At 67.4% G+C, this 22,824-nt stretch carries 24 protein-coding genes; 11 read left to right on the top strand and 13 right to left on the bottom strand.

What is annotated here, in order from left to right:
- Window positions 1-2 precede the first annotated feature (2 nt).
- Window positions 3-1,277 carry a DNA polymerase IV gene (gene dinB / locus QM019_RS08005; protein WP_282852558.1) on the bottom strand — a complete coding sequence of 425 codons (1,275 nt, stop codon included), beginning with the start codon at window positions 1,275-1,277 and terminating at the stop codon, window positions 3-5.
- A gap of 29 nt (window positions 1,278-1,306) precedes the next feature.
- On the opposite strand from dinB, the gene QM019_RS08000 reads away from it, so the two are divergent.
- The 4 genes from QM019_RS08000 to QM019_RS07985 are packed head-to-tail and all read left to right on the top strand — an operon-like array spanning window position 1,307 to window position 6,045.
- Window positions 1,307-3,031 (top strand): AMP-binding protein, encoded by a 1,725-nt coding sequence (locus tag QM019_RS08000; RefSeq protein ID WP_282852557.1) that lies wholly within the window; start codon window positions 1,307-1,309, stop codon window positions 3,029-3,031.
- Window positions 3,028-3,999 carry a LacI family DNA-binding transcriptional regulator gene (locus QM019_RS07995; protein WP_282852556.1) on the top strand — a complete coding sequence of 324 codons (972 nt, stop codon included), beginning with the start codon at window positions 3,028-3,030 and terminating at the stop codon, window positions 3,997-3,999. The genes QM019_RS08000 and QM019_RS07995 overlap by 4 nt, the downstream gene beginning before the upstream one ends.
- 45 nt (window positions 4,000-4,044) lie before the next feature.
- Entirely contained in the window at window positions 4,045-5,055 is a 1,011-nt protein-coding gene (locus QM019_RS07990; protein ID WP_282852555.1) for an agmatine deiminase family protein, read from the top strand.
- 9 nt (window positions 5,056-5,064) lie between these two features.
- On the top strand, window positions 5,065-6,045 hold the full coding sequence (locus QM019_RS07985; protein ID WP_282852554.1) for an acyl-CoA thioesterase: 981 nt from the start codon (window positions 5,065-5,067) through the stop codon (window positions 6,043-6,045).
- On the opposite strand, the gene QM019_RS07980 is transcribed toward QM019_RS07985, so the two are convergent.
- The 3 genes from QM019_RS07980 to QM019_RS07970 are packed head-to-tail and all read right to left on the bottom strand — an operon-like array spanning window position 6,029 to window position 9,525.
- Window positions 6,029-7,492, bottom strand: coding sequence for an MFS transporter (locus QM019_RS07980; protein WP_282852553.1), 1,464 nt, complete (start codon window positions 7,490-7,492; stop codon window positions 6,029-6,031). The two genes, QM019_RS07985 and QM019_RS07980, sit on opposite strands and share 17 nt — an antisense overlap.
- Window positions 7,489-8,832, bottom strand: a complete 1,344-nt coding sequence (locus QM019_RS07975; protein WP_282852552.1) for a M20/M25/M40 family metallo-hydrolase — start codon at window positions 8,830-8,832, stop codon at window positions 7,489-7,491. Before QM019_RS07975 ends, QM019_RS07980 begins: the two co-directional genes overlap by 4 nt.
- 30 nt (window positions 8,833-8,862) lie before the next feature.
- The gene (locus QM019_RS07970; RefSeq protein ID WP_282852551.1) at window positions 8,863-9,525 is read right to left on the bottom strand and encodes an NUDIX domain-containing protein; all 663 of its coding nucleotides are present in this window, start codon (window positions 9,523-9,525) and stop codon (window positions 8,863-8,865) included.
- A 34-nt stretch (window positions 9,526-9,559) separates the two neighbouring features.
- Between QM019_RS07970 and QM019_RS07965 the strand changes: the two genes are divergently transcribed.
- Window positions 9,560-10,309 carry an MBL fold metallo-hydrolase gene (locus QM019_RS07965; protein ID WP_282852550.1) on the top strand — a complete coding sequence of 250 codons (750 nt, stop codon included), beginning with the start codon at window positions 9,560-9,562 and terminating at the stop codon, window positions 10,307-10,309.
- 85 nt (window positions 10,310-10,394) lie between these two features.
- Here QM019_RS07965 and QM019_RS07960 read toward each other — a convergent pair whose 3' ends face one another.
- The 3 genes from QM019_RS07960 to QM019_RS07950 form a co-directional block, all read right to left on the bottom strand.
- On the bottom strand, window positions 10,395-10,751 hold the full coding sequence (locus QM019_RS07960; RefSeq protein ID WP_282852549.1) for a type II toxin-antitoxin system RelE/ParE family toxin: 357 nt from the start codon (window positions 10,749-10,751) through the stop codon (window positions 10,395-10,397).
- The gene (locus QM019_RS07955; RefSeq protein WP_282852548.1) at window positions 10,735-11,016 is read right to left on the bottom strand and encodes a hypothetical protein; all 282 of its coding nucleotides are present in this window, start codon (window positions 11,014-11,016) and stop codon (window positions 10,735-10,737) included. Before QM019_RS07955 ends, QM019_RS07960 begins: the two co-directional genes overlap by 17 nt.
- A gap of 99 nt (window positions 11,017-11,115) precedes the next feature.
- Window positions 11,116-11,385 carry a VOC family protein gene (locus QM019_RS07950; protein ID WP_282852547.1) on the bottom strand — a complete coding sequence of 90 codons (270 nt, stop codon included), beginning with the start codon at window positions 11,383-11,385 and terminating at the stop codon, window positions 11,116-11,118.
- Window positions 11,386-11,563: 178 nt separating this feature from the next.
- Here QM019_RS07950 and QM019_RS07945 point away from each other — a divergent pair, with 178 nt between their 5' ends.
- Complete coding sequence (locus tag QM019_RS07945; protein ID WP_282852546.1) at window positions 11,564-11,902, top strand: hypothetical protein; 339 nt, start codon at window positions 11,564-11,566, stop codon at window positions 11,900-11,902.
- Window positions 11,903-11,959: 57 nt separating this feature from the next.
- Here QM019_RS07945 and gatB read toward each other — a convergent pair whose 3' ends face one another.
- The 5 genes from gatB to QM019_RS07920 form a co-directional block, all read right to left on the bottom strand.
- On the bottom strand, window positions 11,960-13,468 hold the full coding sequence (gatB, locus tag QM019_RS07940) for an Asp-tRNA(Asn)/Glu-tRNA(Gln) amidotransferase subunit GatB (protein WP_282852545.1): 1,509 nt from the start codon (window positions 13,466-13,468) through the stop codon (window positions 11,960-11,962).
- A gap of 4 nt (window positions 13,469-13,472) precedes the next feature.
- Window positions 13,473-14,981 (bottom strand): Asp-tRNA(Asn)/Glu-tRNA(Gln) amidotransferase subunit GatA, encoded by a 1,509-nt coding sequence (gene gatA / locus QM019_RS07935; protein ID WP_282852544.1) that lies wholly within the window; start codon window positions 14,979-14,981, stop codon window positions 13,473-13,475.
- Window positions 14,981-15,280: an Asp-tRNA(Asn)/Glu-tRNA(Gln) amidotransferase subunit GatC gene (gene gatC, locus QM019_RS07930; RefSeq protein WP_164509824.1), complete on the bottom strand. Its 300-nt coding sequence runs from the start codon at window positions 15,278-15,280 to the stop codon at window positions 14,981-14,983. Before gatC ends, gatA begins: the two co-directional genes overlap by 1 nt.
- Window positions 15,281-15,454: 174 nt before the next feature.
- Window positions 15,455-16,045 (bottom strand): response regulator transcription factor, encoded by a 591-nt coding sequence (locus tag QM019_RS07925; RefSeq protein WP_282852543.1) that lies wholly within the window; start codon window positions 16,043-16,045, stop codon window positions 15,455-15,457.
- Window positions 16,042-17,082, bottom strand: coding sequence for a sensor histidine kinase (locus QM019_RS07920; RefSeq protein ID WP_282852542.1), 1,041 nt, complete (start codon window positions 17,080-17,082; stop codon window positions 16,042-16,044). The genes QM019_RS07925 and QM019_RS07920 overlap by 4 nt, the downstream gene beginning before the upstream one ends.
- Window positions 17,083-17,251: 169 nt before the next feature.
- Here QM019_RS07920 and QM019_RS07915 point away from each other — a divergent pair, with 169 nt between their 5' ends.
- The 5 genes from QM019_RS07915 to QM019_RS07895 all read left to right on the top strand — a co-directional run bounded on the left by QM019_RS07915 (window position 17,252) and on the right by QM019_RS07895 (window position 22,357).
- A complete protein-coding gene (locus tag QM019_RS07915; protein ID WP_282852540.1) occupies window positions 17,252-19,585 on the top strand; it encodes a glycoside hydrolase domain-containing protein in 2,334 nt (777 codons plus the stop codon).
- Between the two features lie 90 nt (window positions 19,586-19,675).
- Window positions 19,676-20,179, top strand: a complete 504-nt coding sequence (locus tag QM019_RS07910) for a hypothetical protein (RefSeq protein WP_282852539.1) — start codon at window positions 19,676-19,678, stop codon at window positions 20,177-20,179.
- 146 nt (window positions 20,180-20,325) lie between these two features.
- On the top strand, window positions 20,326-20,844 hold the full coding sequence (locus QM019_RS07905; protein WP_282852538.1) for a hypothetical protein: 519 nt from the start codon (window positions 20,326-20,328) through the stop codon (window positions 20,842-20,844).
- A gap of 330 nt (window positions 20,845-21,174) precedes the next feature.
- A complete protein-coding gene (locus QM019_RS07900) occupies window positions 21,175-21,594 on the top strand; it encodes a helix-turn-helix domain-containing protein (protein ID WP_282852537.1) in 420 nt (139 codons plus the stop codon).
- A gap of 400 nt (window positions 21,595-21,994) precedes the next feature.
- Window positions 21,995-22,357, top strand: a complete 363-nt coding sequence (locus tag QM019_RS07895; RefSeq protein WP_193128388.1) for a hypothetical protein — start codon at window positions 21,995-21,997, stop codon at window positions 22,355-22,357.
- A 4-nt stretch (window positions 22,358-22,361) separates the two neighbouring features.
- Here the strand turns inward: QM019_RS07895 and QM019_RS07890 are convergent, their stop codons facing one another.
- Complete coding sequence (locus QM019_RS07890) at window positions 22,362-22,511, bottom strand: hypothetical protein (RefSeq protein WP_282852536.1); 150 nt, start codon at window positions 22,509-22,511, stop codon at window positions 22,362-22,364.
- Window positions 22,512-22,824: the final 313 nt, after the last annotated feature.

Here is a 22,824-nt window from a genome sequence, read left to right as displayed (position 1 = left end):
GCCTAGGTCGACGGTCGGTTCGGGCGCTCGCTGAGGCCCGTGCCGCCGTCGCGACGCTCACCACGGCCGAGCAGCGAAGCGGGGCGGATCGCGGCCTTACCGAACTTCGCAACCGCCGCATCCGCCACCCGCTCGGCCGCCGACCACTCGTCGTCGTGCTGCTCGTCCCAGAGCAGCAGCGACGTTGCCTGCCCGGCCTCGACGAGGTCGGCCGCGCGCACACCAATGAGCCGCACCGGGCGGCCCTCGGCATGCAGCTCGTCCACGAGCTGCGCGGCCGCGCGATACAGCGTGAGGCCCGTGTCGGAGGGCCGCTCGAGGCGCGCCTGCCGCGACACCGTCGCAAAGTTTGACCAGCGTAGCTTCACCGCGACGGTCGCCGCCGCGAGGCCGGCCCGGCGAAGTCGCGCGGCCACCGCATCCGCCTGCGCCCGCACCTCACGCTGCAGGGCCGCGTGCGAGGTCACGTCGTCTTCAAACGTCTGCTCGTGCGACACCGACTTCTCGCGTCGCGTCACCTCGACAGGACGCGAGTCGCGCCCCCACGCAAGGTTTGCGAGGTGCGCGCCCATCGATTTGCCGACGATGCGCTCGAGCGCCGCGGGTGGCGTGTGCGCGAGCTCAAACACCGTGTGGATGCCCCGGCCGCGCAGCTTCGTCTCGGTCGTCTCGCCGACGCCCCAGAGGGCGCCCACGGGCAGGGAGTGCAGAAACGGGATCGTCTCGGATTCGGGAATCACGAGCAGCCCGTCAGGCTTGCACTTGCCGCTCGCGAGCTTCGCCACGAACTTCGTCGACGCGACGCCGACCGAGCAGGTCAGGCCGGTGCGCGCGTGCACCTCGCGGCGGATGCGCCGGGCGATTTCCGAGGGCGAGCCGAACAGCCGCACCGAGCCCGACACGTCGAGAAACGCCTCATCGATCGAGAGCGGCTCGACGAGCGGTGTGAACTCGCGGAAAATCGCCATGACCGCGTGAGACGCCTCGCGATATTTGTGCATGTGCCCCGAGATCACGGTGGCCCCGGGCGCCAGCTGGAGCGCCCGCACCATCGGCATTGCGGCGTGCACGCCGAGCGCTCGGGCCTCGTAACTCGCCGACGAGACGACCCCGCGGCCGCCTGCGCCGCCGACGATGACGAGCTCCCCGCGCAGCTCGGGGCGGTCACGCACCTCGACGGCAACGAAAAACGCGTCCATGTCGACGTGCAGAATTGTGGCGCTGCCGTCGTCGTACGCGTCACCCACTTCGCGCATGCCGAGCTGTTTCCGAGACATGCTTCCATTCTGGTCAATAAACTGTCCATATGAGCGATGCCGCAGTCAACGTTGCCGAGTTCAACGCGAATCGCGTGTGGACCAAGAACTACGCCCCGGGGGTTCCCCGCGATATTGAGCCGGTTACGACCTCGCTCTACGACGAGCTGGCCGACCGGGCCCGTAAGTTCGCCGACCGGCCCGCGATCGAATTCTTCGGTGCCGAGCTGACCTTCGCGCAGTTGCACGACCACGTCGTGCGCTTCGCGAATGGCCTGCGCCGCATCGGCGTGAAGCGCGGCGACCGCGTCGCGATCGTGCTGCCGAACTGCCCGCAGCACGTCATCGCCTACTACGCGACCCTGCGCCTCGGCGCGACCGTCGTCGAGCACAACCCGCTCTACACTCGCAGCGAGCTGCGCACGCAGTACCAGGACCACGGCGCCGTGTTCACGATCGCGTGGGACAAGCTCGCGCCGGTCGTACAGTCGCTCGCCGGCGAGGTCGACGTGCGCCGGGTGATCTCGGTGAACATGACGAAGATGATGCCGACGAAGATGCAGCTGCTGCTCAAGCTGCCCGTGAAGAAGGCGCGCGAGTCGCGCGACAAGCTCACCGGCAAGGCGCCGGGCACCGTGCCGTTCGAGAAGATTCTGCACCAGGTGCCGATCGGCGACGAGGTGCCGAAGCCCGGCCCCGACGACATCGCGATGCTCGCGTACACCTCGGGCACGACCGGCACCCCGAAGGGCGCCATGCTCTCGCACGCGAACCTGCTCGCGAACGGCCGCCAGGGTCAGGCGTGGATGCCCGAATTCACGATGGGCGAGGAGACGATCTACGCGTTCCTGCCGATGTTCCACTCGTTCGGCAACCTCCTCGGCACGATCTACGGCGTCGTGACCGCCTCGCGCGTCACCCTGTTCCCCTCCTTCGACCCCGACCTCATCGTCGACGCGTCGAAGGTGCACCCCGCCACGTTCTACCCGGGCGTGCCGCCGATGTTCGACCGCCTCGCGCGCATCGCCCGCGAGGGTCGCCTCGACCTCTCGAACGTGCGCTACGCGATGAGCGGCGCGATGACGCTGACCGACGCCGTGGTCGAGCGGTGGGAGGCCGTCGCCGGTGGCGGGCTCAACGAGGGCTACGGCCTCACCGAGGCCTCCCCCATCGTGTTCTCGAACCCGTTCGGCCCGACCCGCAAGATCGGCACGATCGGCCTGCCCCACGCCTCCACGACGATTCGCGTCGTGAACCCCGACAACCCCGATGAGGATGTTCCGCTCGGCGAGGTCGGCGAGCTCATCGTGCACGGGCCGCAGGTGTTCCAGGGCTACTGGAACAACCAGGAGGAGACCGACAAGGTGCTGCTGCCCGGCCGCTGGCTGCGCACGGGAGACCTCGTGACGCAGGACGCCGACGGCTTCATCACCGTCGTCGACCGCGCCAAGGAGCTCATCATCACGGGCGGCTACAACGTCGCCCCCACCGAGGTCGAGCAGGTGCTCGTGCAGGTGCCGGGCATCGCCGAGGCCGCCGTCGTCGGCATCCAGCGCGGTTCGTCGGGCGCCGAGTCGGTGACCGCGGCGATCGTGCTCGACGAGGGCGCGAGCTTCGACGAGGCTGCCACCCGCGCGTACGCGCACGACCACCTCGCCGAGTTCAAGGTGCCGCGCAGCTACACCGTCGTCGACGCGCTGCCGAAGTCGCTGCTCGGCAAGGTGCTGCGCAAGAAGGTGCGCGAACAGCTCAGCGCGCCCAAGGCCGGCAAGTGAGCCGACCCACCCTGCGCGACGTCGCGGCGCGCGCCGGAGTGTCGACCGCCGCCGCGTCGCTTGCGCTGCGTGGGCTGCCGGGCGTGAGCCCTTCTACCCGCGACACGGTGCTCGACGCCGCGGGTGCCCTCGGCTACGTCGTCAACGTGAGCGCCCGCAACCTGCGTCGCCGCCGCACCGACACGATCGGCATCTACCTGCCGCCCGGCACGACGCTGCAGTGGTACTACGCCGACTTCGCGGTCGGCGTGAGCAACGCGGCCGGCGACCGGGGCGTCGCCGCCCTGATCCTGCCGCAGCACGGCGACCCGCGCCCGTTTCTCGCGCACGTCGACGGCATCGTCACGGTGGATGTGCGCACGACCGACCCGCTCGCCCGCGCCGTGCTCGGCGCCGGCCGCGAGGTCGTCACGGGCGAGCGCGTGCCCGAGGGCCAGCCGCAGCCCGACGGCGTCGTCTTCGTCGACCACGAGCGCGAGATGACCGGGCTGCTGCGCCACCTCGAGCAGCGGGGCTCGACCTCGATCGGCGTCCTGCTGCCGCCCGAAGACACCGCCTGGGGCATCGAGGTCGCCCGCGCCGCCCGCCGCTTCGCCGACGACTCGGCGGTCGAGGTGCACGAGGTGCCGGTGTCGTTCTCGCCCGAGACCGAAGAGATTCAGGCCGCCTGCGCGACGCTTCCCGACAGCGTCGACGCAATTGTCGCGGTGCCCGACGGCACGGCCACGAGCGTCGCCGGTGTGCTGCGCTCGCGCGGGCAGCGCATCCCCGAGGATGTTCGGCTCGCGTCGTACACCGACGCGCAGTCCGACCGCCTGCTCGACCCGCCGGTCACCGCGATCGACCTGCGGCCGAGCGAGTTCGGCGCGCGCTGCGCCCAGCTGCTGCTCGATCTGCTCGAGGGCGCCGATGTGCCCCGCGAGCAGCAACTCAACGTCGAACTCCGCGCCCGAGCGGCGACCAACTAAATCGATTAAGCTGACGAGCGTACCCGCCCGAAAGGACTCGCAACAATGAAGATGCCCGCGGAATGGGAGCGCCACGAGCGCACCTGGATGGCCTGGCCCGGCCCCGGCTACCTCTTCGGTAGCTCCGAAGCCGATGCCGACGAGGCCCGCGCCACGTGGGCGTCGGTCGCGAACGCCACCGTCGACTTCGAGCCCGTGACGATTCTCGTGCCGCGCTCCGAGCTCGGCGCCGCGAAGCGCGCGCTCTCGAGCCGCGTGCACATCGAGGAGGCCGAGCTCAACGACGCCTGGATGCGCGACATCGGCCCGACGTTCGCCTTCGACGGCGACGAGCTCGTCGCGGTGAACTGGGTGTTCAACGGCTGGGGCGCCCAATCGTGGGCGAACTGGGACAAGGACCAGCACATCGGCCGCCGCGTCGCCGAGCTCGCCGGCGTGCGCGTCGTCGACTCGCCGCTCGTCAACGAGGGCGGCGGCATTCACGTCGACGGCGCCGGCCAGGTCATGGCGACCCGCACCGTGCAGCTCGACCCGGGCCGCAACCCGAACTGGAACACCGCAAAGGTCGAGCAGGAGCTCGCCGACAAGCTCGGCACCACCTCGACCGTCTGGCTCCCCCGCGGCCTCACCCGCGACTCCGAGGAGTTCGGCACGCGCGGCCACGTCGACATCGTCGCGAGCTACACGCCCGACGGCCGCGTGCTCGTGCACGACCAGCGCGACGAAGCGCATCCCGACTTCGCCGTGACGCAGCAGGTCATCGAGGCCCTCACCGACGCCTTCGACGCGACCGACACGCCCCGCGAAATCCTGCGCGTGCCCGCGCCAAAGGAGCTCCGCGACGCCGAGGGCTGGGTCGACTACAGCTACATCAATCACCTCGTCGCGAACGACGCGGTCATCGCCTGCGCCTTCAACGACGCGAACGACATCGAGGCGTTCGAGGTGCTCGCCGAGGCCTACCCCGGCCGCGAGATCGTGCCGGTGGATGCGCGCCCCATCTTCGCGCGCGGCGGCGGCGTGCACTGCATCACCCAGCAGCAGCCCGCTCGCTAAGCTGACCGTGTGAACGAATCACCACAGCACCCGGTCTCGCCGCTCGCGGCAGGTAGCAATCGCCCGAGCGGCGCGATCCTGGCGCCGGGCGACGCCGTCGACCTCACCGAGCTCGAGAAGGTGCCGCCGCTCGAATCGTTCCTCAACACCCTCGCGCTCTCAGAGACCGGCGCGCGCACCTCGCGCGACATCTTCACGGGGCAGAGCCAGTGGATGCCCCACGGGCGCATCTTCGGCGGGCAGGTCGCGGCGCAGTCACTCGTCGCTGCGACCCGCACCGTCGCCGACGACCGGCACATCCACTCGATGCGCGGTAACTTTCTGCGCCCGGGCAACGCGAACGAGCCGATCACCTTCTCGGTCGAGCGCAGCCACGACGGCAACTCGTTCTCGACGCGCCTCGTGCAAGCGTTCCAGTACGGCGAGCCGATCTGGTCGATGATCGCGAGCTTCCAGGTCGACTCCGAGGGGCTCGACCACTACGCCGAGATGCCGCATGGCATCCCCGGCCCCGAGCAGCTGCCGAGCGCGGCTGCCCAGGTCGCGGTCGCCGGTGAGGCCCTCGCGAACTACTGGATCAACCGGCGCCCGTTCGAGCTGCGCTACGCCGACGAGCCGATCTTCCTGCAGCCCGCCGCCGGCCGCGTCGCCGAGCAGGCCGTGTGGATTCGCGCCGTCGACCAGCTGCCCGACGACGAGGTCGTGCACCGCGCATCCCTCGCCTACGCGAGCGACTACCTCATGCTCGACCCCGTGCTGCGCCGCCACGGCCTCGCGTGGACCGAGCCGCGCCTGCGCGTCGCGAGCCTCGACCACAGCGTGTGGTGGCACCGCTTCGCGCGCGCCGACGAGTGGCTGCTGCTCGTGCTGCACTCGACGAACGCGCACGGCGGCCGCGCGCTCACGCACGGCGAGTTCTACACCCGCGAGGGCCTGCTCGTCGCGAGCGTGTCGCAGGAGGCGATGATTCGCCTCAAGCCCGAGGCGTAGGCGCTGGCGCCGCCGTGTCCGTGAACGCCGCCTTCGGCACGAACAGCAGCAGCACGGCCGCGACAAGCGCCGTCACGCCGCAGACGATCCACACCGTGAAGTAGCCGGCGAGCGAGCCGGCGGTCGATTCGGTCGTCGCCGTGGTGCCGGCCGCGCCCTGCATGAGCGCGATGCCGAAGGTGGCCGACGCGATCGCGCCGCCGACCGTCTTCACCGAGTTCGTGAGGCCCGTCGCGACGCCCGTCTGCGTCGGTGGCGCCGCGGCCGCGGCGGCAGCCGGCAGCGCCGCGACGAGCGCGCCCGAGCCGACGCCCGCGACGACCATGTTCACGATGACCTGGGCGTACGTATCGTGGAGCGGCAGGAACAGCAGGTAGCCGACGCCGACGAGCAGCGCCGCGGCGACGAGCGTGAGGCGCGGCGTGATCCAGCGCGAGACGCGCGAGAAGAGCAGCGCGCCCGCGATCATCGCGATGAGGTAGAGGCCGATGATGAGCGAGGTACTGAAGCCCGAGGTGCCGAGTCCGTAGCCGTAGACCTCGGGGTCGGTGCGCGCGAACGTCGACAGCGGCGCCTGCGAGCCGAGCACGCTCACGCCGAAGAGCCCGGCCGTGAGGAACACGGGCGCGAGGGCTGGCGAGCGGAACATCCGCACGTCGATGAGCGGGTCAGGGTGGCGCAGCTCGTAGCGCACGAACGGCACGAGCAGCAGCAGGCCGAGCGCGACGACGCCCCAGGCCACCGGGCTCGCGGCTCCCCCGAGCCGCAGCAGGCTCAGGCCGCCCGTGAACGCGATCAGCGCAAGCGACACGAGCACGAGCCCCACAAGGTCGAGCTTGCCGCCCGTGAGCAGGTCGGACTCGCGCACGCCGAAGCGGATCACGAAGAAGCACGCGACGACGAGCAGCGCCGGCACGAGCAGCACGACCCAGAGCGGCAGCGTGTCGACGAGCTGGCCGCCGAGCAGCGCGCCGATGATCGCGCCGGCCTCGAGGGTGGCGACAAGGATGCCGGCGGCGCGGGCCGTGAGCAGCGAAGCGTCCTCGCGGCCGCGGGTGCGCGACCAGATGATCGCGACCTCGAGCGGCAACCACACGACGTAGACGCCCTGCAGCGCCCACGCGGCGAGGAAGAGCCCGAACGAGTTCGAGAACGGCAGCGCGAGCGACGCGATGGCCGTGATCGCGGTCGACCAGAGCAGCATCCGTTTGTGCCCGAACATGTCGCCGAGCTTCGCGAACGCCGGCACGACGAGCGCGCTGAGCATGAGCTGCGTGCCCTCGAGCCAGTTGACGTCGGCATCGTGCACGTCGAGGTGCCGCGCGATGTCGGTGAGCATTGGGGTGTAGTACCCCTGCAGCACCCCGCTCGTGAATTCGACGAAGGCGAGCAGGCCGACGATGCCCGCGAGCGGGCCGAGGGATGCCCGCCGGCGCCGGGCACTCACGCGCGGATTCCTTCGATGAGGGTGCGGTGGAACCGCTCGCCGCGTTCGAGCTCGGCGATGTCGACGCGCTCGTCGACGCCGTGGATCGAGGCGCGCTGCTCGGCGTTCATGAGCAGCGGCGCGAAGCGATAGGTCGCGGGGCAGATCTGGTGGAAGTACCGCGAGTCGGTCGCGGCCATCGTCACGTATGGCACCGTGATCGCGGCCGGATGCGAGACCCGCACCGCGTCGGCGATGAGCGCGAACTGTGGCCCGTCGCTCGGCGACTCGGGCGACGCGTCGCTGCCCTCGAGCACCTCGACCGCGACGCTGCGGTCGGCGATGCGGCGCTGCAGCCGCCGCACCGTGCCGGCGACCGTCTCGCCGAGCGCGAGCCGCAGGTTGACGACGGCCTCGGCCTGCGAGGGCAGCACGTTGTGGGCCGTGCCGCCGGTGATCTCCGTGGGCGCGACGGTCGTGCGCACGAGCGCGGCGGCCTCCCCGCCGAGCCGCGCGAAGACGCGCGCGTTGAGCCAGGGCCAGGCCGCAAGCAGCCGATAGAGCAGCCGGCCGACGCCGGTGCTGCGCGCGGCGAACAGCCCGAGCATCCGGGTAATCGCCGCCGGCACCCGCGCGGTGAACGTCGTGGGCGTGAGCCGCGAGACCGCGCGCGAGACGCGGCCGACGGCGGTGAGCGGCGGCGGGGTCGAGGCGTGGCCGCCGTCGCTGCGGGCCGTGAGCCGCACCGTCGCGACGCCCTTCTCGCCGACGCCGACCATTGCGGCGAGGCCCCGCACGAACGGAAGGGGCGCGTCGGTGACCGCGCCGCCCTCGTCGAGCACGAGCCACGGCGTGAGCCCGCGCTCACGAAACACCTCGACGATCGCCTGGGCCGCGGCCCCGAAGGTCTCTTCGTTGCCGCCGAACGAGAGGTAGACGTCGCGCGCGGGCACGAACTCGTCGGCGAGCAGGTTTTCGACGGCGTCGAGCAGCACGACGAGCGGGCCCTTGTCGTCGAGCGCGCCGCGGCCGTAGACGCTGCCGCCCTCGATGCGGCCCTCGAAGGGCGGGTGGGTCCAGGGGTCGGACTCGTCGACCGGCACGACGTCGTAGTGCGCCATGAGCACGACCGGGTCGGCCGTCGGCGTCGCGCCCGGCCAGCGATAGAGCAGCCCGAAGTCGGTGATGCGCTCGAGCTCGAGCGAGGCGTGGATGCGCGGGTACAGCTCGGCGAGGAGGTCGACGAATGCCTCGAACGGCTCGCGCCCGCGCGCGTCGAGTTCGGCCGACACGGTTGGCACTTGAATCATGCGCGAGAGGCGTTCGGCGATGCCGGGCCGAGGCGACGCTGCTTGGCTCATGTGCTCAGCGTAGTGCGGTCTGGGCGGCGATTAGCCTCGGAGGTAACGCCAGGGTTTCGTGGCCGTCTCGACGCGGTGGCGGGCCTCGCCGGGGGCGTCGGGGTCGTCGTAGATCGCGTCGCCCGGCCAGCAGATGATGCCACCGTCGCGTGCCCGGGTCGGGAGTTCCTCGAAGCCGCCCGAGCGCAGGTCGGCGAGGGCCTCGGCGACGTCGGCATATTTCGTGAGCTTGTCGAGCATGACCCAGGTCGGCACGATCAGCGTGAGGGCGTCGTTCGCGTGCGCGTCGAGCATCTGCTGCGGGCGCACCCACTCGAGCGCCACCGCCTCGGCCTCGGCGGGCACCGGGGTGCCGGAGAACGCCGGGGCGACGAAGAACCAGGTGCGAAATCGCGGCGTGACGTCGTGCGGCGGGCTGAAGATCGCGAGCGGCGTGAGGCTCGCCGGGTCGACCACGAGCTCGGTCTCCTCCTGCACCTCGCGGGCGGCCGCGACGCGCGCCGCGGCCTCCTCGTCGGCCGGGTCGCCGTCTTCGGGGTCGACCTTGCCGCCCGGGTACACCCAGGCGCTCGCAAAGGAGCCGCGCGACGGGCGCTGCAGCATGAGCACCTCGATGCCCTCGTCGCCGTCGCGCAGCAGGAGCACGGTGGCGGCAAGGTGTTCGGTGGTTTCGGGCGATGCGGGTGTGGTCACCTGTGCACCATATCGCGGGCGATACGCTGGCGGTATGGCTGTCGAAATCGCGCAGGTGCGGGCGAACAACCCGTCACCGATGACCTTGACCGGAACGAACACGTACGTCATCACGAGCGGCGAGGTGAGCTGCGTCGTCGACCCGGGCCCACTCGAGGCCGAGCACCTCGATGCGATCGTCGCGACCGCCGAGCAGATCGTGCTCGTGCTCTCCACCCACCGCCACAGCGACCACACGGCCGCGATCGACGAGCTCGTGACGCGCACCGGCGCATCCGTCCGCGCCATCTCACCCGAGTGGTGCCGGGGTGCCGAGCCGCTCCACAACGGCGAAGCGATCGCGCTCGGCGACACGAGCCTGCGCATCCTCGCCACCCCGGGCCACACGAGCGACTCGATGAGCGTGCTCGTGCCCGAGGCCCACGCCGTGCTCACCGGCGACACCGTGCTCGGCGATTCGACCACCGTGCTCGAATACCCCGACGGCACGCTGCGCGACTACCTCGCTTCGCTCGACCAGCTCGAGAAGCTCGGCGCCAGCCGCATCCTGCCCGGCCACGGCGACGAGATCAAGGCGGGCGACGAGGCCGTGCGCGAGCTGCGCGAGCACCGCCTCGGCCGGCTCAAGCAGATTCAGGATGCGCTCGCGCAGCTCGGCGAGGCACCCCGCGTCGACGAGGGGCTCATCGACCGCCTCGTCGAGCTCATCTACCCGGGCGTTGCCGCAGCCGGTGCCGCCCGGTTGTCGGTCGCGGCCCAGCTCGACTACCTCGCGGGGGCTTAGAGCGAAAACCGTAGCCCGCGCTTTCGGGTTGACCTGCCACTTGTTGCTTGCTGCCGAGGTAATTTGGGGTGACTTTTCCCTGAGCCTATTTTGTGATGCGCCAAGCCTGAATATCCATCGCGTCGTGCAGCAGACGAGCGACTTCGATGGCGTCGGCAACTTGTCGATAGACCACGAAGTGCCGAGGGTGCGAGATACGTCGCACAGCAGGGCTCACCTCGTCACGGCAAGCTCTCAGATGCAGCATGCGGAAGCCGTCAGCGAGGTCGGAACGATCATGCGAGCCAGGAAACCTCGGATCCACACTGATGACGCTCAACGTTGCGAAGATCAGACCTTCGTATCCGTCGCGAACGGCCGCACCGAAGTTCTCCAATGACCATCCCAGCGCATCAACGATGTCAGCGCGAGCCGCAGGCGTGAGGTCAACTGCGTACGTCACGCCGGCTTTCGCGCACCGCGTCGGTCGCCTCGCGGCTTAGCCCTTGCAGATACTCCTGAAGCTCACTTGCGGGGATGCGGATGCTTTCGCCCCGGTCGATCTGGTCGACTCCGACTTGCACGGCCGCCTTGAGTTCGGCGTAACGCGCCTCGTCGTGCTCGTTCGTGGTTTCGAGCGAAGCGATCAGCTCCTGCGCGATCTCGGCTCGCTCGGCGCGCGGCAGCGCACGCGCTGCATCGAGCACTTCGGTCAGAGTCGATTTCATGAAGGCATTCTACGACGGCTCGTTCAATGGCGGCAGATGACGCCGTCAAACTCACGGCGCTGACCGCTCCGACGCCACTTACTGCTCGCAGTCGCGCTGTCAGTATGTTCCGCGAGTCACTGCGTGCCCTCTGACTGGACGATGAGTCGCTTGCCCCAAGGAACGCTCCAGCGGTGCGGTGATCCAGTTCCGGCTTACTCCTTGCTGTTCGAGCACCACATGCGCACTGCCGCGGGAGATGTAGGCGAATCCTTCGTCCTGGCGTTGATAGTCGATGGTGAAGCCACACAGGCCGCACCACAACTCGAGGCTCGTAGGGGTGTGGGTCACGAGCAGCTCAGGCACGAGCGCGGGGTCAGAATTGGTCACGCCAGCAATTCTCTCAGTCCACAGTCGACGACTGCTGGCGCGGGTCCGTCCGAGACACGGCATTTGGGGTTCGACAGTGCTAATAAATGAAAGGCAACGGGCCAGCGACCCGGATAAGTGTCGGCCATGGCCCGATCGGGCTATTGGTACGACGGCCGTGCGCGCGCAGACTGAGTGAATGCGCCTGCACACATTTCTCTACCGAACCAGCATCGCTTTTGCTGTCGCACTGACCTGCTTTCTGCTGCTCGCGGCGTGGTTGATCGGCGCACGATTTGATGCGAATGACTGCGACTTGTCGATCCCTATCGGCGTCTCGACATGGACCTATGAACACAGCTGGTGGCCGTTGGGGCAGAGCTGCGTCTACAGGCTCGACGACCCGGACGGCCCTACGGTCGTGCCGCCAGGCTACGAACTCACCATTGCGATGGGCATCATCCTGATTTGCGGCGTTCTGCTCGTGTGGCTGCTCCGACGATGGCACAAGCGCCACATCGCACGTCGACTCGGATGAGGGAAATGACGAAGTGGGCGGCGGGCACACTGCCCACCGCCCACTTCGTCCGTGTCGCTACACCTGAGCGCGCTCGAGAATGAGCTCGCGCACGCGCTTCGCGTCGGCCTGGCCGCCCATGGCCTTCATGACCGCGCCGATGACGGCGCCGGCGGCCTGCACCTTGCCGTCCTGAATCTTCGCGAGCACGTCGGGCTGCGCCGCGAGCGCCTCGTCGATGGCCGAGATGAGCGCGCCGTCGTCCGAGACCACCGCGAGCCCGCGCGCATCCACGACCTCGCGCGGCGAACCCTCGCCCGCGAGCACGCCCTCGAGCACCTGGCGCGCGAGCTTATCGTTGACGGTGCCGTCGGCGATGAGTGCCTCGAGCTCGGCCACCTGCTGCGGCGTCGCGAGGGCGGTCGGGTGCACGCCCTGCTCGTTCGCGAGGCGGCTCAGCTCGCCGAGCCACCACTTGCGGGCGCCCTGCGGCATCGCGCCGGCCTTCACCGTCTCGTCGACCGCGTCGAGGAGACCACCGTTCACGATGTCCTGGAACACCTGGCCGCTGAACTCCCACTCGCCGCGGAGGCGACGACGGCGCAGCACCGGCTGCTCGGGCAGGGCTGCGCGCAGCTCCTCGACGAGCTCGCGGCTCGGGCGAAGCGGCATGAGGTCGGGCTCGGGGAAGTAGCGGTAGTCGTCCGCATCCGACTTCGGCCGGCCCGACGAGGTGCGGCCGGTGTCTTCGTGCCAGTGGCGCGTCTCCTGCGTGATTGGGGTGCCCTTCTCGAGCAGCGCGGCCTGGCGCTGGATCTCGTAGCGGACGGCGCGCTCGATCGAGCGGAACGAGTTGATGTTCTTCGTCTCGGTGCGCGTGCCGAGCTTTTCCGCGCCGCGGGGGCGCAGCGACACGTTCGCGTCGCAGCGCAGGTTGCCGCGCTCCATGCGAGCGTACGAGACGCCGAGCGAACGGGCGATGTCGCGAATCGTCGACACATACGCCGCCGCAAGCTCGGGGGTGCGTGCCTCGCCGCCGAAGATCGGCTTCGTGACGATCTCGACGAGCGGCACACCCGCGCGGTTGTAGTCGACGAGCGACGAGCTCGCGCCCTGGATGCGCCCGGTCGAGCCCATGTGCGTGAGCTTGCCCGCGTCATCCTCCATGTGCGCGCGCTCGATCGGCACCTGGAACACCGTGCCGTCCTCGAGCTCGACCTCGACCTCGCCCTCGAACGCGATCGGGTCGTCGTACTGCGAGATCTGGTAGTTGCGGGGGCTGTCGGGGTAGTAGTAATTCTTGCGCGCGAACGACGACTCCTCGGCGATCGAGCAGCCGAGCGCGAGCCCGAGCTGGATCGAGTAGCGCACCGCCTCCTCGTTCACGACGGGCAGCGTGCCCGGCAGACCGAGGTCGACGGGGCCGATCTGCGTGTTCGGCTCGGCGTCGTGTTCGTCGCCCGAGGGGTTCGGTGTGGGCGAGAACATCTTCGTCTTCGTCGAAAGCTCGACGTGCACCTCGAGGCCGATGACGGGCTCGTACTTCTCGAGCGCGGCATCGAAGTCCATGAGTTCCGGCTTCGCCATCTCGCTACGCCTCCTTCAGCTCGGGGGCCTGCGCGTAGAGCGGGCTGCCCCATTGTTCGTTGAGTGCTGCCTCGAGCGCGGCGCCGACCTGGTAGAGGCGCGCATCCTCCCGAGCGGGTGCCATGAGCTGGAAGCCGACGGGCAGGCCCTCGCTGAGGCCCATGGGCAGCGAGAGGGCCGGGATGCCCGCGAGGTTCGCGGGGATCGTCGTGATGTCGGCGACGTACATTGCGGTCGGGTCGTCGAGGCGCTCGCCGAGCTTCCACGCGACCGTCGGCGACGTCGGTGCGACGAGCACGTCGACCTCGCCGAACGCGCGGTCAAAGTCACCCTGTACGAGGGTGCGCACCTTCTGCGCCGAGCCGTAGTAGGCGTCGTAGTAGCCGCTCGACAGGGCGTAGGTGCCGAGCAGGATGCGGCGCTTCGCCTCGTCGCCGAAGCCGGCGGCACGGGTCGCGCTCATGACCTGTTCGACGTTCGCGCCCTCGGGCGTAACGCGCAGACCGTAGCGCACCGAGTCGTAGCGGGCGAGGTTGCTCGAGACTTCGGCGGGCATGAGCAGGTAGTACGCCGCGACGGCGTAGTCGAGGGTGTCGAGGTCGATCCAGGTGATCGTTGCGCCGCGGGCGGTGAGCACGTCGAGCGCCTCCTGGAAGCGCTCGCGCACGCCCGCCTCGAAGCCCTCGCCCTCGGCCAGCTGGCGCGGCACGCCGACGCGCAGGCCGGCCACCGCATCCGACTCGAGGCCGGCCTGGGCGGCGGACGCGAACGACGGCCAGTCGTGGGTCATCGAGGTCTGGTCGCGCACGTCGTGGCCGCCGATGACGTCGTGGAGCAGCGCCGCGTCGAGCACGGTGCGTGCTGCGGGGCCGATCTGGTCGAGCGACGAGGCCATCGCGATGGCGCCGTAGCGGCTCACGCCACCGTAGGTCGGCTTCACGCCGACGGTGCCGGTGACCGAGGCAGGCTGGCGCACCGAGCCGCCCGTGTCGGTGCCGAGCGCAATGGGTGCCTCGAAGGCGGCGACGGCCGCGGCCGAGCCTCCGCCCGAGCCACCGGGAATCCGGTCGAGACCCCACGGGTTGTTCGTGGCGCCGAAGCCCGAGGTCTCGGTCGACGAGCCCATCGCGAACTCATCCATGTTTGTCTTGCCGAGAATCGGCATGCCGGCGGCGCGCAGGCGTTCGATGACGTGCGCGTCGTACGGCGGCTGCCAGCCCTCGAGGATGCGGCTGCCCGCCGTGGTCTCGAGGCCGCGGGTGACGAGGTTGTCCTTCACCGCGATCGGCACGCCGGCAAGCGGTGAGGTGGTTTCGCCTGCGGCGCGGGCGGCGTCGGCGGCCTCTGCCTGCTGCAGCGCGCCCTCGGCGTCGACGGTGAGGTACGCGTGCACGGCGCCGTCAACGGCAGTGATGCGGTCGAGGTGCGCCTGCGTCGCTTCGACCGAGGTCGTTTCGCCGGCCGTCAGGCGCTGCGCGAGTTCGGCGGCGGTGAGCTTGGTGAGGTCGGTCATTAGGCTTCCTCCCCCAAGATCGCGGTGACCTTGAACCGGGTCTCGTCGCGGTCAGGGGCCTGTTCGAGCACCTCATCGCGGTCGAGAGTCGGCGCCGCCTCGTCGGGGCGCGTGACATTCGCGTTCACGAACGGGTGGCTTGCGGGCGCAACGTCGGGCGTCGCGACCTCCTGAACCTTGCTGATGAGCTGGTTGATGGCGCCGAGCTGCTCGGTCATGCGCCCGATCTCTTCTTCCGTGAGATCGATGCGCGAGAGCTCCGCCAGGTGCTCGACGTCTGCACGAGTGATGTCTGACATACCGTTCCGTCTTCGAGTGCGATTACGACCAATCCAGTCTAGTTCGCCCACCCCGCACCCGACGCCTTCGGTTGAGTGGTCGTTTTTTGTAGTTTCCAAGGCGGTGAGACTACAAAAAGTGACCACTCAACGGTTGGGGTTGGGGGCGACGGCGAGGCGGGGCGAGGCGGCGGGTTAGTCGAGCAGGCCGAGCATTTGGGCTCGGCGCACGCTGTCGAGGCGGCTCGACGAGGCGAGTTTCGCCTGGATGTTCGCAAGATGCCGTTTCACGGTGCTTGGCGACAAGGAGAGGGCCCTCGCAATCTCTGGGTTCGTGAATCCGCGGGCGACGAAGTGGAGCAGTTCGACCTGCCGCACGGTGAGGATGCCCGCTGGCCCGGCCGGTTCGGCGCGGCGATCGCCGAACGCGATCACCTGCTCGAGCACGGTCACGAGTTCACCGACCGGCGCAGATTTCGCGACCACCGCATCCGCACCCGCCGATCGCCATTGCTTCGCGAGGAGGTGGTCGGCGTGCATCGATACGATCACGATGCGGGTGCCTGGCGCGGCTCGCCGAGTGCGAGCGAGCACCGTCGAGGTCGCGGGACCCGGCATCTCGACGTCGAGCAGAAGGATGTCGGGGCGCAGGCGTTCGCAGCGCGCGACGGCCGCGTCGCCATCGGCTGCTTCGCCGACGACGCGTACCCGCACAGTCGCTTCGAGTAGCGAAACCAGCCCCGCTCGGAACAGCGCATGGTCGTCGGCGACGACGGCGCGGATCACGGCGCCACGTTCCCCGAGAACGGCAGTTCGACGATCACCGCGCTGCCCTCGTGCGAGGCCTCGAGCGTGAACTCGGCGCCGATCGCGGCGGCCCGCTCCCCCATGCCGCGGGTGCCGGACCCGGAGTCCGCAGTGGCGCCGCCCGGGCCATCGTCGGCGATGCGCACGGTGAGCCGGTCGACCCGCCACTGCGTCGTCACCTCGATGACGGTGGCGTCGACGGCGTGGGCGCGCGCGTTCCGGATCGCCTCGACGACGATGGCGAAGAGCTCGGCGGTGACCCGTTCGGTGAGGCCCGACGGTGCGCCGGTCGACTCGTGGCGCACGGGCGGCGCGTCGCCGAGCGAGCGCTCGACGTACGACGCGATCGCCTCGTCGAGACTCGCCCCGGCGAGTTCGAGGCGTACGTCGCGGGCGAGCGCCCGAGTGTCGGCGAGCGTGCTGCGCAGCTGCTCCAAGCCAGCGCGTGCCGATTCGAGGTGAGGCCCCGAGGCCCCGGCGATGCCGAGCTCGATCTGCTGGATGCCCGCGAGGATGCCGTGCGCGATACGGTCGTGCAGCTCGCGGGCCAGTCGCTTGCTTGCGAGCGCTTCCGCCTGCTCGAGCTGCTCGCGGAGCACTTGCACGTAGGCGATCGCGCCGGGCGGGAAACGTCGCCAGATCGCGTGATGGAGGTGCTGGGCGATGCGCATCGCATCATCGTCGGCGAACAGTTCGACGAGTCTCGGCAGCGCGAGCCCAAACGTGAGTTCACCGACGACGAGCGGCTCGGAGGGGTCGTAATCGTGCTTCGCAGACACCGCGCCCTTCTCGAGGAAGGCATCGTCATTTGAGTAGTCGAAGGAGACGAGGTCGGCGACATCGAGGTCGGCGTGCAGTTTCAGCACCGTCTCGGCGAGGATCGAGCGCACCTGCGATTCAATCCCGGCGCCAAGCCTGCCCTGCGCAACGCGGCTGCTCCCGCGCCGTTCAAGCTCGACCTGCAGCTCTCGGATGAGATCGGCGGCGAGCTCGCCCAACTGCAGTTTCGAGGTCACCGGTCGATCCTATCCGCGGGCATCGACGCCTTCCCGAGGCTCCGGCCGGAATGGCCCGATCGGGCCATGCGTGTGGCGGGTATGTTCAGGTTCGGAACTAGCGCTGGAGCATCCAGATCGCACAGGAATCAATCACCCGCACCTCGCCTTCCCTCAAGGAGCGATCATCATGGCTGACCCTAAGGTCGACGAAACTCAACAGTGGCTCAACGCCACCTACGGCAACCACGCGCAGTGGAACAACATCACCGAAAACGGACAGATCGGATGGCCAACCATCTACGGGATGATCCGTGCCCTCCAGATCGAACTAGGCATCACAACGCTGTCGGACAACTTCGGCGACGCAACCATGGCGCGTCTCACCACACAGTTCCCGAAGATCACACCGCTGACTTCGAAATCCAACGTGCGCCGCATCGCCCAAAGTGCGTTGTGGTGCCACGGCTACCTCGGCGGCTACGACTGGGGGACATTCGATACTGACACCAACACTGGCATCAAGACATTCGCGATAGGTGCCGGGCTGGCTGACGACGCAACTTCAGTGCCCTCAGAGATCACGCCGAAAATGCTCAAGGGCCTGCTCACCCTTGAGGCATACTCACTGGTCTCTGGCGGTGATCCCAAAATCCGTGAAGCTCAGCAGTGGATCAACCGAACCTATCTGAATCGGAAACAAGATCTCCTGCCGTGTGATGGTATCTTCACGCGCAGTACCCAGCAGGGGCTCGTCACCGTCATTCAGTACGAGATCGGAATGACCGATAGCCAAGCCAATGGCAACTTCGGACCAGGCACCAAGTCAGGTCTCCAATCGAACGGCAACATCTCCTCCGGGACGACAGACAGTAGTACTAAGCACTGGGTGCGACTGTTCCAGTGCGCTCTTCGCATGAACGGATATTCGGCCCCGCTGAACGGTGTCTTCGATGCCAGCACGGTGAGCACGACCAAGGCCTTCCAAAACTACGCGGAGCTATCTGGATCTGGCAATGCGAACTTCCAGACCTGGGCTTCGCTACTCATCAGCACGGGAGACGACACGCGACCTGGCATCGCCAGCGACATGGCGACGCAGCTCTATCCCGTGGCGTGCGAGGAACTCTACAACAACGGATATCGCACCGTCGGGCGCTACCTCACTGTGCTCAGCAAGCGATACAAAGCGAAAGAGCTCGACTATATCTTCGATGCCGGCCTGGAAACGTTTCCCATCATGCAGGAGGCCAACACTGGGATTGAGCACTTTAGTAATGAAAAAGGCAAGGACCACGCAATCCAGGCGATCCGCAGGCTTCGCCAGCTCGGCTTCAAAACCGGAAACACCGTATTCTTCTCCGTGGATTTTGACGCCAACGGCGATCAAATCAATTCCAACATTATTCCCTTCTTCCGGGGAATTAAAAGCGTCATAGGCGGTTCTCGCAAGCAGTATAAAGTGGGTGTATACGGCACCCGCAATGTCTGCAGCAAGGTCATCGAAGCCGGCCTCGCCGAAGAAGCATTTATCGCATCAATGTCTTGGGGATGGGGCGGCAACCTCGGATTCCCGCTTCCGCCGAACTGGTCGTACGACCAGATCTGGAACGGCACACTACCGAGCAGCATTGTCTCTCTAGAGATCGACAAAGACATACAGTCAAGCCGTGCCAACCCCGCTTCCCGCGCTGATGTTCGCGTCACGCCCACAATTAAGGTACCCGTCGACGTCGGTGGCACGGAGGTCACTGACGATTTCGACGAAAACTACTTCTGGTACCTTTGCGACATCTTGATGCAGGCCGATCTGGTATCAACGTCGGCTGAACGAACTACAAAAGACGTGCTGCACTGGCTCTCGACCCAGAAGTACAACAATGTTGCTTGGAATGCATACCTCCCGTATGACTTGGATGCGGGTGACGCAGAAATAATGTACAGATTGAAGCAAATTGCGCCGCCCATTCCGGAGCTTACATTCGACCGATTCACGCACTGGGCAGCCACCACTCGTGGCTACCTACTGCACTGGAATAACAAGCCGCTCCCCGGCGCTGGTCACGCCTGGATCGGTGACCTCGGCGGGTGGGGCTTCGACCTGGCGACCGCGTGGGACGACTATCTCGCGTCAGGGTCATCACTCGGAGTGCGTCAGTGGATGGCGCAAAACGTCGGTACTGTGTCTCCCCAGTTCGGCCGGGATGACTTTATCGAGGACATTGATGGTTTCCTCACAGCCAAGATGCTGCGAGATAACCCCGATCAAGACCTCGACGAGTGCATCCGCCAGATTGAAGTCGCATGCATGGCTGACTCGAGCTGGCGGTACAAGAAGTTTATCGAGCGGCGCTTCGGCGGCTCCGCCGCTGAGATCGCCGCCGCCGGTGCTGAGATCTTCACGGATGATGCCTACTGGATGCTGGCGGACGGCTTTGTTGATGGGCCTAGGCCCTCGACATCCGAAGCTGCACAGATCGGCTTGGGTTTCGCTGACGCCGTGAAGACGCTCGCCGGAATCTAATACGTGTAATTATATGCAGAGCCCCCTGGAGGCGCCTCACCAACGCCCTCCAGGGGCCTCTATCAAGATCAAGAAATGGTGCCTAAACCAGTGAATGAAGCAACGCGCACTACGGATCCTGGTCGATCGATCGTTCGTCCAATTGCCGCTTCCCTCTTCTCGATCCTCATCATCCTGAGCGGCACACTCTTTGCAGCATTGAGTATCGGCTACCCCGAAACTGTCTTCCTCCCTCGCGTGATCGCATTTGCCTCCACATTGATCGGCTTCCTCGGTCTCATTGCTGTGCAGGCTCGCCCTCGCTACTACCTTGTACCGCTCATTGTCACAGCAATCCCCGGTGTACTCGCCGTCAGCTTCTTGGCCCTTAAAATGCTTATTGTCTGGACGAACGGAGTTCACACGTTCGCGAGCAGTTGGAACCCCATCGGAAATACATTCCTGATGACTTCACCTTTCTTCGCACCTACCATCATCGCCGGCGTTTCGTTGCTGATCCATAAGCGCCCAAACCGGGTGAAAGCCCTCGTTACCGTGTGTTCGGTCTGCCTGCTCTACGCAGTATTGCTATACACCTTGGTGCCGCCCTATTAAGGGAGAGCGTTCCCTCGATGACGCTCGCTGCAGTTCCCCAGGTGTGCTCAGCGAAAGCCCCCAGTCTGGGGGTCGCTCCGTCGCACACAGATCCCCCGGGAGGCGCCTCACCAACGCTCTCCAGGGGGCTCTGTCAAGATCAAGGAATGGTGACTGACACATTGACTGAAGCAACGCGCCCTACGGATCCTGGTCGATCGATCGTTCGTCCAGTTGCCGCCTCCCTCTTCTCGATCCTCACCATCGTGAGCGGCACACTCTTTGCGACATTGAGTCTCGGGTCCTACACCGAGGCTCCCATCTCTCCTCGCGTGATCGCATTTGCCTCCACATTGATCGGCTTCCTTGGTCTCATTGCTGTGCAGGCTCGCCCTCGCTACTACATCGCAACGCTCATTGTCACGGCAATCCCCGGTGTGCTCGCCTTCGACTTCTTGGCCCTTTATATGCTTATTTTCTGGACGGACGGAGTTCACACGTTCGCGAGCAGTTGGGGCTCCATCGGAAATGCATTCCGGATGACTTCCCCCTTCTTCGCACCTACCATCATCGCCGGCATTTTGTTGGCGATCCATAAACGCCCAAACCGGGTGAAAGCCCTCGTTACCGTGTGTGCGGTCTGCCTGCTCTACGCAGCGTTGTTGTACAGCGTGTTGCCGTCCTGATCGGGAAGAGCGTTCCTTTGATGACGCTCGCTGAAGTTCCCCAGTTGTGCTCAACGAAAGTCCCCAGTCTGGGCCGCTCCGTCGCGCGAGGCGGGCCTCCCTGGATGCTGGTGCTCTCTGACCACTCACCAGCCTTCCAGCGAGGCCCTGCGGCTCTTCGGACATCCGGTGGGGTAGGGCGCGCCGGGTGAGGTTCGGCGGGTAGGGTCGAGGTCCCCGAGGATCAGAAGCGCTAACTCTCTGATCGACCATGAGGGCCTCGACGTGCTTCACCCTACTTCGGGGTGCGCTGACGCGCGCGCTGCCACAGATCCGTGCTCCCGCTGCGACTTGCTACTCGGCCTCGACCGGGTGCTCGTCGTGTGGAGTGGTCGCGACGGCCGCGGCCGTCACGGGCGGGTGCTGCATGACGTGCCCGGGGCGACGCGGGTGCAGGTCGTGTGGCGGCAACGGGTCTGGCGGTGCGGTGATGACGATTACACGCGGAAGATGTTCGTGGAGCAACTCCCGGATCTGGTCGCCCGGCGCGGGTCGACCACCACGCGCGCGGTCTCTTGGGCGATCGGGCAGCTGCGTCGCGAGCACGCGACCGTGCATAGCCTGGCTCGTCAGCTCGGCACGTCGTGGAAGACGGTATGGCGCGCGATCGAGCCCGAGCTCGTCAGGTTGGCGGCGGATGAGTCCCGGTTCGAGAACGTGACCACCCTCGGTGTCGCCGAGCACATCTGGCATCACGTCGATCCCTTGTAAGCGCGGTCCGAAGGAGTTGGCCGGGATGGTCGGCCTGAGCCGCGACGGCCACGGAAAGACTCCGGCCAGGCTGCTCGATCTCGTGCCCGGCAGGTCGGGAAAGCCTCCGCGTCCCGGCTCGAAGGCCGCGGACACGCGTTCCGCACCTGCCCGATCCCCGAGATCGCACGCTTCGGCCCCACCCTGCGCCGCTGGCGCGAAGCATTCCTCGCGTACTTCACCGCGGCCGCGCGAACAACGGCGGCACCGAGGCAGTGAACGGGACCATCGAACTCCACCGTCGCCTTCGCCCGCGGCTACCGCAACCGAGACAACGACCGACTTCGGATGCTCCTCGCCGCCGGCGCACTCACCCCATGACCCCCACCCAATGTCCGAAGAGCCCGATATGGTCGAGAGCATGCGCAAACTTGCAGCCGCCACCCTCGCCCTCGCCGCCGTCGCCACCCTCGCCGGATGCGCAGCGGAGGGCACGCGAGCACCAGGCCCGTCCTCCGGGTGGCACCCGGTCGACGAGATGCCAGAGTGGGAGCGCCCTCTCGCGTTGGAGGCGTGCGCGGAGGCATGGATGGAATCGCCCGATGCTGCGAAGTACGCGAGTGCGGAGGCTGCGGGAGACGCATTCCACGCCGCCTACGACGCCGACGCCGCCGAGGCGCGCATCGACGCCGGAGAGTGGAACGTCACGTTCCCTGCGCGCGACGAGACGGACGCCGCCTACGTCTGCCACTGGAGCGCAGAGCAGACGGCGACCGCGCTCTAGCCCGCTACTTCTTCTTTGGCTCCACGGCGATACGCGCGGCGACGTTGCGCCACACCATCGCGGGGCACTTGCGCAGGTTCTCTCCACGGCCCGCGCCTGCGAGGAGTGTCTGGTACTCCGCTGGGTCACCCTTAGAGCCGCGCGCCCACTCCATGGCGAAAGTGTTTACGGCCGCGACCAGGTTTCGACCGGGAGCGCCGTCGATGGGTCCGGAGTAGAGCTGGATGTCGCCACCAATGCCCCAATCTGCTGCAAACTTGGCCTGGAGCCCCTTGATAGTATTGGGGCCCCAAGCGCCGTCTACCGGTCCCGTGTACCAAAGGTCGTCCTTAAGGGTCTGCTGAATCGGCCTGGGTTTCGTTCCTATCGGTTTCCCTGTCCGGCGGTCGCCGGGAGGCCTGATTCGAGGTCAGCGTAGTACGCGTCCTCGATCTCGATCGGGGTGCGCATGCCGAGTTCGCCGTGCA

This window comes from Gulosibacter sediminis, from assembly GCF_030011715.1.
GTDB classification, from domain to species: Bacteria; Actinomycetota; Actinomycetes; order Actinomycetales; family Microbacteriaceae; genus Gulosibacter; species Gulosibacter sediminis.
The sequence above is the reverse complement of the archived record's forward strand: the minus strand, read 5'-3'. Positions and strand labels throughout refer to the sequence as shown.